Annotated in this window: 11 protein-coding genes; 4 read left to right on the top strand and 7 right to left on the bottom strand. The window is 65.6% G+C overall.

Annotated elements, in window-relative coordinates; genetic code table 11:
- Position 1: 1 nt before the first annotated feature.
- Positions 2 to 664 carry a response regulator transcription factor gene (locus JQ632_RS19175; RefSeq protein ID WP_212404129.1) on the bottom strand — a complete coding sequence of 221 codons (663 nt, stop codon included), beginning with the start codon at positions 662 to 664 and terminating at the stop codon, positions 2 to 4.
- Complete coding sequence (locus JQ632_RS19180; protein WP_212404130.1) at positions 661 to 2,049, bottom strand: sensor histidine kinase; 1,389 nt, start codon at positions 2,047 to 2,049, stop codon at positions 661 to 663. Before JQ632_RS19180 ends, JQ632_RS19175 begins: the two co-directional genes overlap by 4 nt.
- Positions 2,050 to 2,238: 189 nt before the next feature.
- Between JQ632_RS19180 and JQ632_RS19185 the strand changes: the two genes are divergently transcribed.
- Positions 2,239 to 3,120, top strand: a complete 882-nt coding sequence (locus JQ632_RS19185) for a DUF3280 domain-containing protein (RefSeq protein WP_212404131.1) — start codon at positions 2,239 to 2,241, stop codon at positions 3,118 to 3,120.
- A gap of 28 nt (positions 3,121 to 3,148) precedes the next feature.
- Here JQ632_RS19185 and JQ632_RS19190 read toward each other — a convergent pair whose 3' ends face one another.
- Genes JQ632_RS19190 through JQ632_RS19200 form a run of 3 tightly spaced genes read right to left on the bottom strand, consistent with a single transcriptional unit; the run spans position 3,149 to position 6,195 of the window.
- Positions 3,149 to 4,180, bottom strand: coding sequence for an L-idonate 5-dehydrogenase (locus tag JQ632_RS19190; protein ID WP_212404132.1), 1,032 nt, complete (start codon positions 4,178 to 4,180; stop codon positions 3,149 to 3,151).
- Between the two features lie 38 nt (positions 4,181 to 4,218).
- Positions 4,219 to 4,986: an SDR family oxidoreductase gene (locus tag JQ632_RS19195; protein WP_212404133.1), complete on the bottom strand. Its 768-nt coding sequence runs from the start codon at positions 4,984 to 4,986 to the stop codon at positions 4,219 to 4,221.
- A gap of 9 nt (positions 4,987 to 4,995) precedes the next feature.
- Positions 4,996 to 6,195, bottom strand: a complete 1,200-nt coding sequence (locus JQ632_RS19200) for a mandelate racemase/muconate lactonizing enzyme family protein (RefSeq protein WP_212404134.1) — start codon at positions 6,193 to 6,195, stop codon at positions 4,996 to 4,998.
- Positions 6,196 to 6,376: 181 nt separating this feature from the next.
- Here JQ632_RS19200 and JQ632_RS19205 point away from each other — a divergent pair, with 181 nt between their 5' ends.
- The gene (locus JQ632_RS19205; protein ID WP_212404187.1) at positions 6,377 to 7,138 is read left to right on the top strand and encodes a GntR family transcriptional regulator; all 762 of its coding nucleotides are present in this window, start codon (positions 6,377 to 6,379) and stop codon (positions 7,136 to 7,138) included.
- 33 nt (positions 7,139 to 7,171) lie between these two features.
- The gene (locus JQ632_RS19210; protein ID WP_212404135.1) at positions 7,172 to 8,536 is read left to right on the top strand and encodes an MFS transporter; all 1,365 of its coding nucleotides are present in this window, start codon (positions 7,172 to 7,174) and stop codon (positions 8,534 to 8,536) included.
- A gap of 7 nt (positions 8,537 to 8,543) precedes the next feature.
- Here JQ632_RS19210 and JQ632_RS19215 read toward each other — a convergent pair whose 3' ends face one another.
- Both JQ632_RS19215 and JQ632_RS19220 read right to left on the bottom strand, forming a co-directional pair.
- Entirely contained in the window at positions 8,544 to 9,794 is a 1,251-nt protein-coding gene (locus tag JQ632_RS19215; protein WP_212404136.1) for an arsenic transporter, read from the bottom strand.
- Positions 9,795 to 9,880: 86 nt separating this feature from the next.
- Entirely contained in the window at positions 9,881 to 12,358 is a 2,478-nt protein-coding gene (locus JQ632_RS19220) for a PAS domain S-box protein (protein WP_212404137.1), read from the bottom strand.
- Between the two features lie 251 nt (positions 12,359 to 12,609).
- On the opposite strand from JQ632_RS19220, the gene JQ632_RS19225 reads away from it, so the two are divergent.
- Entirely contained in the window at positions 12,610 to 13,680 is a 1,071-nt protein-coding gene (locus JQ632_RS19225; RefSeq protein WP_212404138.1) for a putative zinc-binding metallopeptidase, read from the top strand.
- The last annotated feature ends 8 nt before the right edge of the window (positions 13,681 to 13,688 follow it).

Raw genomic sequence — 13,688 nt, forward strand, 5'->3', positions numbered from 1 at the left:
CTCAGGCTTCGCCGAGATCGATCTCGGTCAGGATTTTCTGCCGCAGCGCGAGCCGCACCAGCTCGATGTCCGAGCCGACGCCGAGCTTGTCCTTGATCAGCGAATGCAAATTCGCCACCGTCTTTGGGCTGACATGCAGCGTCTCGGCGATCTCCTCCGTCGTGCGCTCGGCAAGCAGCAGGCGCAGCACCTCGAATTCGCGCGCGGTCAACACGTCGGCGGCGGAGGATTCGCCAGCGAGCCGGCTCAGCGCCAGCTCATGGTCGATGTCGGGGCTGATCGCGATCTTGCCTGCGAGCACGTCCATCACAGCCCGCACCAGCGTTTCGGGCGGGCTCGTCTTGGTGACATAGCCTCTGGCGCCGGCGCGGATCGCCTGCGCGGCAAAGCCTGCGTTCTGGTGCATGGTGAAGACCAGGATCTTTGCCGCCTTGTCCCATTGCCTGATGCGCCTGACGGCCTCGATGCCGCCGATCCCCGGCATGCTCAGATCCATGATGACGAGATCGGGCTTTGCGGCCTTGAACTGCCGATAGGCCTCGGCGCCATCAGAGGCTTCGGCGACGACGCGCAGGCCCGGTTGCTTCTGCAGCACCGAGCGATAGCCCTCGCGGACCACGGCGTGATCGTCGACCAGCAGGATGGCCCAGCCTGCATCGCTCATGCCGCGTGCTCCAGCGCGGCGGGTTGATGCGGCGTGGCTGCTGGAATGAGGACGCGCAAGGCGCAACCGCGCTCGGGGTTTGCCTCGAAGCTGAGGCGGCCGCCCAGTGCGGCGACGCGCTCGCGCATGCCGAGCAGGCCCATGCCGCTCCTGACCGCCGACTCGTTCGGCCGGCCGTCGTCGGCGACGACGAGATCGATGTCACCGTCGTGCATCGCCACGTGCAGGGTCACCCGCGTGGCGCCGGCGTGCTTGGCGGCATTGGTCAGCGCCTCCTGCACGATGCGATAGAGATTAGCGCTGACAGCAGGGGCGAGGTGCTCGAGATTGCCGGAAAAGCCGATCTCGAAACGAGTCTGTCCGCGGCTGCGGCCATTCCAACCCGCGACCAGGCCATCGAGGCTTCCGACGAGGCCGAGCTCCTCGACGTCCGGCGGGCGCAACCGGAACAGCGCGCCGCGCAGCGTCTCGGCCATGCCGGTCGCGGTTCGCGCGATGCCGTCGCATTCGGGCAGGAGGGTAGGGCAGTCCTGCGCCGCGGTCTGGCGGGCCGATGCGGTCAGCGCGCGGATGGCGGCGAGCGATTGCCCGAACTCGTCGTGCAGCTCGCGCGCCAGATGCCGGCGTTCCTCGTCCTGCAGCGCGATCAGTTTTCGCGTGAGCTCGCTGCGCGCGGCCAGCGCGGCCTCGAGGCTTTCGGCCAGGTGATTGAAGACGTCGCGGATGGCGGACAGCTCTGCGAGGTCGAACGGCGGCAGCCGCGCCGAGAGATCGTTGGCGGCGATCCGTTCGAGCCCGGCCCTGATCAGTTGGGTCGGCCGCAACGCGCGCGCCAACGCCGCGTAGACCAGGATGCAAAGCAGCGGTAGCGCGAGCGCCAGCGCAGCCATCAGCCGGCCGGCCTCATGCCAGGCCTCGGCCGTCAGCACCAAAGGATCGACCCAGACGACGGCGTCGCCGACCCGCACGCCGCGCGAAGTGACGGGGCGCGCCGCTTCTCGGCCGGGCTCGAACAGCGCGCGGTAGAACGCGGCAAAGGCCTGCGGCGGCTCGCTCATGCGTCCGCCCGTGCCGCCGCAGAAGCGCTGCAGCATCTCGCCATTGGCGGCGCGGAAAGCGAGGCACAGGCCGGGCGTCATCACGGAGGCCGCGACATTGTCGAGGTCGGGAAAGTCGGTGCGCGGACTATTCACCCATTGGATCTTGCCCTGCTGCAGCTCCAGCGTCTTGGCGGCGAGGTCGGCGATGGCGTCGGTCCGCGCATGCACGGCGCGGTCGGCGGTGATGAGGAAATAGGCCGAGATAGCTGCGAAGCAGAGCGCCGCTATGGCTGCGACCCGCAGCGTCAAACAGACTTTCAGGTCGGACCTCGATCGGTTCCACATCGCGGCGCACCTCGCAGGCTGCATGTACCGTCGCCATTTAACGGCAGAAGTGAGATGGCGGAAAGCGCGGCCGGCTCGGGGAGGGCAATCTCGTGAAATTTTCCCGGCCTGCGCCGGGATAGCGGCGGCTGCGGACACGAGAGCGCCCGGCATAGGTTTCCACCCCTGTCCCAGCCTGCGAGGCCCCTCATGCGCCGCCTGATCCTGCCAGTCCTGATCCTGCTCGCCCTTATCCCGGGTGCCCGTGCCCAAACCACCGCCCAGCCCGTCAGCGTTGCCGTCGACGATTTCAGCTTTACCGATACGTCGGCTGAGCCAGCGGACCAGACCGCGGCCCATGAAAAACGCCTCAAGGCGTTCATGGTCGCGCTGCGGCGGGACATCGCGGCCGACGGCCGCTACCAGCCCGTCCCGGCCATGCAGGCCGACGCACGGTTCAAGATCATCGGCGGCGTGCAGAAGACGAGCACGTTGGTGCAGTGGGCGAAGGCCGTGGTGATCGACGCCACGGCCAAAAAGATTGTGCTGGAACGGCTCTACACGTTTCGCGGCGACACCGACGAGGCGTGGGATCACGCCGAGGCGTTCGTCTCTCGCGAGATTCGCGCGGCACTGGACAAGGCGCTCGCGCCTGCGCCGATCGCGCTCGCGGTGTTCGACTTCGAGCTGGAGGATACCACGGCCGCGCCGTCGAGCGGGCTTGCCGCGTCAGACGCCGCATATCTGGCGGAAGCGACGGCGGGCGTGCGCGATCTCCTCGCACAGTCCGGCCGTTACCGCATGATCGATGTCGGTGGCGTCGGCGCGGAAGCCGCCAAGGCGCGCAAGCTGCGCGACTGCGGCGGCTGCGAGGCGGCGATCGCCCGCGAGCTCGGCGCGGATCAATCGCTGATCGGCGTGGTGCGGCGGGTCAGCCGCACCGAGTACACGATGGGATTCCAGGTCCGCGACGCGAAGACCGGCGCGGTGGTCTCGCGGGGCGACAGCGGGCTTCGGATGGGCGCCGACTACTCCTGGAAGCGCGGCGCCGTGCGGCTGGTCGGCGACCAACTCGTCGAGGCGCAGCGCTAAAGCCACGACCGTCCAAGCGTAGGCCGCGTCAGAACGTCAACTGCACCTTCATCGATTTCGACCGGTCGCTGGCGAGCTCGAAGGCGGCGACCGCGTTTTCGAACGGCATCACGGCCGTGATCACGGGCTTCACATCGATCAGGCCTTCGCCCATCAGGCGCAGCGCCAGCTCGAACTCGGGATCGAAGCGGAAGGTGCCGCGCAGTTGCAGCTCTTTTGCGACGATCGAATTGATCGGCAGCGTCATCTCGCCGCCGAGGCCGAGCTGTACGATGGTCGCGCCCGGCCGCAACAGGTCGAGTGCGGTGCGCAGCGCGGCCTGGTTGCCGGAGGCCTCGAACAGCGTATCGAACACGCCCTTGCCGGCGCGCCAGGGATCGAGTGCTGCGGCGTTCGATGCGACGTTGATCGCATGGCTGGCGCCGAGTGTCTTTGCGAGCGCCAGCGGCGCATCCGCGACATCGGTCACCACGATCTCGGCGGCGCCGCCGAAGCGTGACACCAGAATCATCAGCGCGCCGATCGGGCCGCAGCCGGTGATCAGCACGCGCTTGCCGAGCAGGGGACCGGCCTGTTTTCCCGCATGAAGACAGACCGCAAGCGGCTCGGCCACCGCGGCTTCGGCGAGTGACAGCCTCTCTGCGATCGGAATCGCCTGCGCAGCGTCTACGGTGACGTATTGGCGAAAGCCTCCCTGCACATGGGGATTGCGCATCGCGCTGCCCATGAAACGCATGTCCAGGCACTGGTTGCGCATCCCTTCCTGGCAGTGCAGGCACTGGCCGCACGGCTTGCTCGGATTGACCGCGACGCGGGTGCCAGGCTTGAGATGCGCAACACCGTCGCCGACCGCGGCGACGACGCCTGCGATCTCATGTCCCAGCGCCATCGGCTGCTGGATGCGGACGGTGCCAAAACCGCCATGGTGATAATAGTGCAGGTCGGAGCCGCAGATGCCGCCATTGGCGATCTTGACGCGGACTTCGTTCGCGTCAGGTGCAGGGTCTGGAAAATTATCGATCCGAAGATCCTTCGGCGCGTGAATGACGACGGCACGCATGGGCTTACTCCCTGATAGTTGTTCGGGGCAGGGCGCGGCTACATCGCGGCCATCATGCCGCCGTCGACATAGATGATCTGGCCGTTGACATAGGTCGCGGCGTCCGAGGCGAGGAAGATCGCGGCGCCCACCAGTTCGTCCGGCTTGCCCCAGCGCTTGGAGGGGACCCGGCCCATCAGCCAGTTGTTGAACTCCGGATTGGACATCAGCGCCTCGTTCATGTCGGTCAGCATGTAGCCGGGACCGATCGCGTTGGCCTGAATCCCGTGCTGCGCCCATTCGACGGCCATCGAGCGGGTCAGGTTCTTGATGCCGCCCTTTGCCGCGGTGTAGGGGGCGATCGTCGGTCGCGCCAGCTCGCTGCCGAGCGAGCCGATATTGATGATCTTGCCGCGCTTGCGGGGGATCATCCGCTTGGCCGCCTCGCGCCCGATCACGAAAGCGCTGGTGAGGTTGGTCTCGATCACCAGGCGCCATTCCTCGGTCGTGAACTCGGCCAGCGGCTTGCGGCGCTGGATGCCGGCATTGTTGACGAGGATGTCGACTGCGATGCCCGCGCGATCGAAGTGCTCGAAGGCAGCAACGATCGCAGCCTCATCGGTCACGTTGAAGGGCGCACCCTCGGCCTCATGGCCGGCGCTCCGAAATTCGGCGACCGCCTTGTCGACGCCCTTGGGATCGACGCCGTTGATGATCAGCTTTGCGCCGGCTTTCGCCATGCCTTCGGCGATGGCACGGCCGAGGCCGCGCGAGGAGCCGGTCACGAGCGCGGTGCGGCCGGAGAGATCGAAGAGGGCGGTGCTCATGTCGGGTCCTTATGCGTTGGTGCGGCGCACCGTGAGATCGCTGCGGTCGAACACCGCAGGGAGCAGATCGACGCCAAGCCCGGGACCTTCCATTGGATAGACGTAGCCGTCCCTGATCACGGGCATGGTGGTGACGAGCTCATTGTACCAGCCCTTGTAGAACGCGCGTACCGATTCCTGGATCAGTGTGTTCGGCTGGCTGAATGACATGTGGATGGCGGCGATGAAGCCGACCGGGCCGATGCAATCATGCGGCGCGAAGGGCCGGTGATAGGTCTCGGCCATCGCCGCGATCTTGCGGCCCTCGGTGAGGCCGCCGGTCCAGCACAAATCGGCCATCACCACGTGCATCGCGTCGCGGTCCAGCATGTCCTTGTAGGGGAAGCGCGAGCCCAGCGTCTCGCTGGCGCAGACCCAGACGTCGGTCGAGCGCGCATATTCGGCGAGTGCCTGCGGCGAGTTCATGCGGATCGGATCCTCGTACCAGGTCGGCTTGTAGGGCTCGAGCGCACGCGCGATCTGCTTTGCGGTCGGCAGGTTCCAGAGCGAGTGGAGCTCGACCATGATCTCCATCCTGTCGCCGACGGCCTTGCGGATCTTTTCGAACGGCTCGATCGCCTGCTTCATCTGCGCGGCCGTGATGAACAGGCCCTTGTTCTCCTGGGCCGCCGGATCGAATGGCCAGATCTTCATCGCCGAGATGCCGCTCTCCAGAAGGCTTTCGGCGAGCGCGTCGGCGCGGGTCATGAAGGCGTCGAGGTCTTCGTACTGGCCCTGGGTAGCCCCGAGATTCCAGTTCGCGACCGGGCTGATATTGGTGGAGCGGACATATTTGGTGCCGGCGCAGGTGTTGTAGATGCGCTGCTTGTCGCGGCAGAGGCCGCCGAGCATCTGGTGCACCGGCTGGCCGCAGACCTTGCCGAACAGATCCCACAGCGCGATGTCGATCGCGGAGGCCGCGCGGTATTCGACGCCGGTGGAGGACTGCGCCATCGGCAGATTGAGCATGTCGCGGTGGATCGCCTCGATATGCAGGGGATTGCGGCCGATGAGGCGGCCGGCAAAGGTGTCGTGGATCTGCGCCTCGACGGCGCCCGCGCCATAGAAGGTCTCGCCGAGGCCGATGACGCCGGCATCGGTGTGCACGCGCACCCAGATGACGTTGGCGAATTCTTCGGTGCGCAGAGTCTCGATTGAGGTGATCTTCACCGCGATATCCTCCCGGCCGCGTCGGCGGCGCTCTGTTGTTATTGGTTCCGAACGGCCACTTTGCGGGCCGCCGGGCAGGCGCATTCTTAACGCCACTTGTAATATATCACAACATGTTTTATGAAGGTCACAAATGAGGCGCCGCCCGGACAGGGACAAGCGGGCCGACAGGGAGGACGACATGGTGCGCCGCAAACGCGCGCTCGAGGTGGTGCAGCCCGACGGTGAGGGCAGGCCCAGCCGGCGCAATCGCGTCAATTTCTTCCAGCTTGCCTATCAGAAGATCGAGGACCTCCTCGTCAATTGCGAGCTCAAGCCCGGTCAGTTCCTGACCATGCTGGAGCTTCAGCATCTCACCGGCTTTGGCCGCACGCCGGTGCATCACGCAGTCAACACGCTCGCCGCCGATACGCTCATCACCATCCGCCCGCGCCACGGCTTGCAGATCGCGCCGATCGATCTCGCCCGCGAGCGCATGCTGCTGGGCCTGCGCCGTGATATGGAACGCTTCGTTATCCGGCTCGCTGCCGATCGCGCCAGTCTTTCGCACCGGAACCAGGCGCTGCATATCGAGCGCCTGCTGAAGGAGCGGCGCGCGAGCCTCACGCTCGACGAGTTCAACCAGATCGACCGCCGCATCGACGCGCTGATCCTGGAGTCGGCCGGCGAGCCGTTCCTCGCGCATACGCTGCGGCCGCTGCACACGCTCTATCGCCGCATCGGCTTCATCCATCACCGCTGCATGCCGGGGCAGGGCGACCTGTCCGGTACCATCGACAGCCATCTCGCCATTCTCAACGCGGTCGCCAATCGCCGCGTCGACCGCGCGGTCAAGGCCAGCGACGCGCTGATCGACTTCATGGACTCGATGTTCGAGGGGATGGAGGCGGGGATCGATCCGCGCCTGCTCGACTGCAGCATCGAGCCGCTGCTCGGCGCCTGATCAACAAGCAACAAGGGACAGGGAGGAACGGGAATGCAAACAATGGCCGTGCCGCAACAGACCGCGATCGACAGCGCGGTGCGCTACCTCATCACCAACTACAGCCCGAAGGGCAACAAGGTCGGTTGGCTGATGATGGCCTCGATCCTGGTCGAGGCCTGGGATCTCTATTCCATCGCCTTCGTGCTGATCTTCATCCGCGAACAGTACAATCCCGATCCGCTGATGCTCGGCCTTGCCGCCGCCGGCACGCAAGGCGGCGCCTTGATCGGCGCGCTGATTGGTGGCTGGCTGTCCGACAAGATCGGCCGCCGCGTGATGTTCCTGGTGACGATGGTCCTGTTCATCATTCTGGCACTGGCGCAGGCCTTCGTGCCCGGCGTCGGCTGGCTCGTCGTGATCCGATTCCTGCTCGGCATACCCTTGGGCAGCGACATCTCGACCGGCTACACCTACATCATGGAATCCATGGCCAAGGGAGAGCGCGAGGTCATGGGCAATCGCTGGCAGTTCATGTTCGCGGTCGGCGAAGTCCTCACCGTCGGCGTCATCGTGCTGTTCCTGCTGGTCAACATCAACCACGAGACGCTGTGGCGGGTGACGCTCGGCCTCGGCGCGTTGCCGGCGCTGATCATCCTGGTGATGCGGCACGACGTGCCGGAGACTGCGGTGTGGCTGGTGCAGAAGGGGCGCTTCCGCGAAGCCAAGCAGGTGGCCCGCGAGATGTTCAACGACAATCTCGACATGCTGCCGAACCATGACGTCGTGCTGCCGAAGGCCAATACGATGGCCTTCCTCGCCGACCTCAGGAAGGATCCGATCCGCTGGCGCGCCACGGTCTATGGCTGGATCGCCTGCTTCGCCCAGGCGAGCGAGTTCTCCACCTTCGCCTTCTACCTGCCAGTGCTGTTTGCGATGGTCGGCGTCTCCTCGGTGCTCGGCAACAACCTCGTGACCATGGCGCTGTTCTCCTTCGCCGCGCTCTCTGGCTGGGTCGGGCCGCTGCTGACGCCGAAGATCGGCCATCGCGGCATCGCGATTGCGGGTTTTGCGATCGTGCTGGTGTCGCTGCTGGTCGCGGCCTTCGCGCTCTACACCGACAACAAGGTGCTGCTGCCGCTCGCCGCCGCCGGCATGCTGTGGGGTCACTACTGGGACGCCTCGAACTGCATGACGATCCCGACCATGGTGGCCCGGCCGCAATATCGCGGCACGGCCAGCGGTTTTGCCTACATGTTCGTAAAACTGCCGGCGTTCTTGGCGATCTTCCTGTTCCCGTCGCTGTTCGCGGCGATCGGTCAGGCCAATGCGACGCTATTCGTCGCGATCTTCCCGCTGATCGGATTGCTGGCTGCGATCTTCATCCTGCCCGAGGTTTACGGTTACGAGAACGACTAAATGGGACCTACCTGATCGCGGCCGCGAGCGCCGCGATCAGGGCGGGCGGTGTCACCAGCATGCCGAGCTTGAGGAACGGCCAGGCGCCGACCTCGATCTTCTCGCGGCGGAGCGCGACCAGCCACAGGATGGTCGCGAGCGAACCGGTGATCGAAAAGTTCGGTCCGAGATCGACGCCGATCAGGATCGCGCTGACGACCGATGCCGGCAGGTGATCGGCTGATACGATCGAGCCGGCGACGAGGCCGACCGGCAGATTGTTGGCAATGTTGGTGGCAACAGCCGTGGCGATGCCGACGCTCCAGGCGGCCTTTGGCACGGATTGGCTGACGGCCTCATGCAAGAGCCCGCTGAGATGGCCGATGACGCCGGTCTTCACCAGCGCTTCCACCATCACGAAGAGGCCGCCGACCAGTGGCAGCACGCTCCAGGAGACGTGCTTGAGGACCGGGATCGGTGACTGCCGGCTGAGCAGCAGAACGAGCGCGGCCGTCACCACACCGCAGATGAAGGTCGGCAGGCCCAGTTGCTTGTCCAGCGCCGAAGCCGTGACCAGTACGGCACCGATCGCGGCGATCCCGATTGCGGTCAGCTTGCCGCCGCGGGTGAGCTTCGGATGCGGCACTTTCTTCGCAATGGTCTCTTCCTTCAGCGCGCCGTGCTGGCTCAGGCGCAACGCCACATAGGTCAGGGTGATCGCGGCGACCGAGGGCAGGGCGAACTGGCGCAGCCATTCAGTCAGATGCGGCATGCGTGAACCGAACACCACGAGGTTTGCCGGGTTGGAGATCGGCAGCACGAAGCTTGCGGCATTGGCAATGAAGGCGCAGACGAAGAGATAGGGCAGCGGCTTTGCACCCGCCGCACGCGTGGCGGCATAGACGGCCGGGGTCAGCACGATCGCGGTGGCATCGTTCGACAGGAGCACGGTGACCAGCGTGCCGACGATGTAGATCAGCAGGAACAGCCGCTGCGGCGAGCCGTGTGAATGCTCCACCGCAAGGGCTGCGAGGTAGTCGAACAGGCCCTCGAGCCGGGCAAGCTCGGCGATCAGCATCATGCCGATCAGGAACAGATAGACGTCGACGCCCTTCTCGACGCCGGTGAGCGCCTCGCGCCATGTCAGGAAGCCGAACAGCACCAGCGCGACAGCGCCGAGCAGCGCCCAGATCGCCTCGGGCAGGCGAAAGGGCCGGATGATGACGGCTGCGGTGGCGGCTACGATGATACTCCAGGCCCAGAAGGCGTCAGATGGCACGGTCGGCAAACTCAATCCTCAATGCAGGTCCATTCCGCTGCGATAGCCGAACCGGCCGCGGTTGTCTTCCCCGGCCGCGAGCGCAATTACCTCGCCACCGGCAGCTTCTCGGAAATCGCCTTGCGCAGGATGCGCGAGAGCGACTCCACCGAATACGGCTTCTGGATCAGCTCAAAGCCGCGATGGGCATTTTCGGCGAGCACGTTGCTGTAGCCGCTTGTCAGCACGACGGGCAGGCCGGGATAGCGCTCGCGGATCACGCCGGCGAGCTCGACGCCGTTCATGCCGGGCATGATGACGTCTGAAAACACGAGGTCGACGGAGAATTCGTCGTCGGACAGGATCGCCAGCGCCGCATTCGCGTCGACCACGCGCCGCACGACATAGCCGAGGTCCTCCAAAAGCTCGGTGGAGAATCGCCCGACATCGTCATTGTCCTCGACGACAAGCACGCGGTAGCCGCGCCCGGTGGCGGCGGACTCGCTTGCGATGGCCGCGGCCGCCTTCTCGCCCTCCGGGCTCGGTGCCTGCGGCAGATAGATCGTGAAGGTCGCGCCCTGGCCTTGCGTGCTCGCCACCGCGATGTCGCCCTCGGACTGTTTTGCGAAGCCAAAAGCCTGGCTGAGGCCGAGGCCAGTGCCCTTGCCGACCTCCTTGGTGGTGAAGAACGGCTCGAAGATCGCCTCGAGATTTTCCGGCGCGATGCCGGTGCCGGTGTCTTGGAGCGAGATCGCGACGAAGTCGCCGCCGCGCGCCGACTGCGCCCGCAGGCTCGGGATGCCCTGGACCTTCTTCACCGAGATGGTCAGCCGGCCCTCGTCCTTCATGGCGTCGCGCGCGTTGATCGCGAGATTGATCAGCGCGGTCTCGAACTGCGCGACGTCGGCGATGGTGAAGCAGTCGGCCGACTGGATGTCGACCGCGATCTGGATGCGGGCGCCGACCAGGGGGCGGACGAGCTGCGCCACGCTCTCGACCTGCGTGCCGACGTTGAACACCTGCGGCTTCAGCGGCTGCCGGCGCGCAAAGGCCAGCAGCTGCGCGGTCAGGTTCGAGGCCCGCTCCACCGTTTCGGAGATCGCATCGACATAGCGGCGGCGACGCTCCTCCGGCAGCTCGCGGCGGCGCAGGAAGTCGGTGGCGGAGCGGATGATGGTGAGGAGGTTGTTGAAGTCGTGCGCGACGCCGCCGGTGAGCTGGCCGATCGCTTCCATCTTCTGCGACTGGCGCAGCGCCTCCTCGCCGCGGCGCCGCTCCGTGATGTCGACCGCTTCGGGCACTGCGCCGAGAATCTTGCCGTGCTGGTCGAGCAGGGGGCGGATGCTGAAGTCGAAATAGCGCTCGCCGATCGGCAGGCGAAGCTGCATTTCGATCCGGACGGCTTCACCCGTCAGCACGGTGTTGAAGGCCTCACGAACGGTTGCGGGCATGCCCGGGGTCGCGGTGAACCACGGCGTGTCCCAGAACGGCTTTCCGATCACGTCCGAAGGCTCGGCCTTGATTCCGGCGAGCGCGGTGTTGTTGGCATAGAGCCACTCGCCGGCCAGATTGAGCAGCCCCTGGTACTGGTTGCTGGTCTCCAGGATCGAGCGCAGCCGCGCCTCGTTGGATTCAAGCTGCGCGGTGCGCTCGGTGATGCGCTGTTCCAGGGTCTCGTTGAGCCGCCGGAGCTCCATCTCCGCCTGCTTGGCAACGGTGACGTCATGCGCCACCCCGATGAAGCCGATATGCTTGCCGTTGGGATCCCAGCGCGGTTGCGATTCCGAGCGGAGCCAGCGCCATTCGCCGTCGGCGCGCTTGTAGCGGGCTTCCAGCACGAACGGCTTGAGCGAGGCCTCGCCTTGCACCGATTGTTGCAGGACGTGCGGCAGGTCGTCCGGATGCAGCACCTTGCGCCAGTCGAAATCGATGGCTTCCTCGAAGGGCAGGCCGAGGAAATCGACATAGGCCTGGTTGGCAAAGGACCGTTTGCGATCGAGCTTGGTGACCCAGATCGGCACCGGCGCAGAGTCGGCGATCAGTCGGAAGCGCGCCTCGCTCTCCTGCAAGGTAGCCTGCGCCAGCATCTGGTCGGTGACGTCGATGTCGGCGCCGATCAGCCGCAGCGCGCGGCCGGCGGCGTCGCGTTCGATCTTGCCGACGACGCTGATCCACCTGATCTCGCCGTCATTCTGGCGGATGATCCGGTACTTGTCGGAATAGTCCTCGCTGTTGCTCTTGAGCGTGGCGAACAGGCGCTCGACCGTCCGCGCACGGTCCTCGGGAAAGATCCGTCCGACCCATTCCTCGTAGGTCTCCTCGGCAGCTTCAGCGGGCAGCCCGTGGATGTGAAGATATTCCGGCGTGCGCCGGTTCCTGACACCGCGGCACAGATCGATCTCGAGACCGCCGACGCCGGCAATGCGCTGGATCTGCGCGAGCTCGGCCTCGCGCTGCTGGAGCGCGTAGTAGGCCTCATCGCGCTCGCGGGCGATTTCTTCGAGATGCTGGCGCAGCCGTTCGGCGGCGATGGTTTCGGGCAGTGGATCGTTCAAGGCGTCGGCCGTTGTGATGCGTGCCTGCACGTGCCGGAGCGATACTCACACATGCGCGTTGCGAATTCCATCGCTCCGAAGGCAAAGCGGACAAGAAAGACGTCGGCCTGCTGTTGGTCGATCGTGCAAGGTGCTTGGTCCGGTGTCGGGAAAAGTGAGTGACAAGTCAACGACTGACAGCGCAAATTGTTCCAATTGTTGGAACGATACTGGCGCGGAAACGTCTTCGCAGGCGCCCGCGGTCCGTCTGCTCAAGCAGCACTTGCCGAAGAGGTTAAATCTTGAAGCTTTTTGCCTGCCAGGCCTGCGGCAACGTGCTGTATTTCGAAAACCGCGTCTGCGAGCGTTGTGGCCACCGGCTCGCCTTCCTGCCGGAAAGGGAGACGCTCTCCGCGATCGAACCCGATGGGGCTTCCTGGACGACGCTCGCCGACAAGGGCAGCGGGCGCATGCTCTGCGCCAATGCCGAGTTCGACGCCTGCAACTGGCTGACCGATCCCGGCAGCGAACAGGCCTATTGCCGTGCCTGCCGGCACAACGGCACCGTGCCCAACCTGTCCGATCCGGCGCAGCTCGCCGCCTGGCGCGAGCTGGAGGTGGCGAAACACCGGCTGTTCTATTCCCTGATCCGCTGGCGGCTGCCGCTGACGACGCGCTGGGAGGACCAGGCGCACGGCCTGATCTTCAATTTCCTCGCCGATGATCCCAATAGCAGCCAGCGGATCATGACCGGCCACGACAACGGCCTGATCACGATCGCGCTGACGGAAACCGACGAGATCGAGCGCGAGCGTCGCCGGCTCGAGATGGGCGAGCCCTATCGCACGCTGCTCGGCCATTTCCGCCATGAGGTCGGGCATTATTTCTGGGACGTCCTGGTGCGCGCCGGCGGCAAGCTCGGCGAATGCCGTGCGATGTTCGGCGACGACACCGTCGATTACGGGCAGGCGCTGCAACGGCATTATGCGGAAGGTCCGCCGCCGGACTGGCAGCAGAATTATGTGTCAGCTTACGCGACCACGCATCCCTGGGAGGATTTTGCGGAGACCTGGGCGCACTACCTCCACATCGTCGACACGCTCGAGATGGCCTCGGAATTCGGCATGCAGGTGCGCCCCCGGGTCGACCGGGACGGGGAGCTGACCGCGCGCATCCGCTCCAACCCTTATGAGGCGACGGATTTCCAGGTGCTGGTCAATGCATGGCTGCCCTTCACCTTTGCCATCAACAGCGTCAACCGCGCCATGGGCGTGCGCGACCTCTATCCCTTCATCCTGTCGCCTGCGGTGATCGCCAAGCTGGGCTTTATCCACGCCCTGGTGCGGGGCGCGGCAAAGGCCGGCAGCAACTAAGCGCAAGT

The sequence above is a fragment of the Bradyrhizobium liaoningense genome, from assembly GCF_018130955.1.
GTDB classification, from domain to species: Bacteria; Pseudomonadota; Alphaproteobacteria; order Rhizobiales; family Xanthobacteraceae; genus Bradyrhizobium; species Bradyrhizobium liaoningense_C.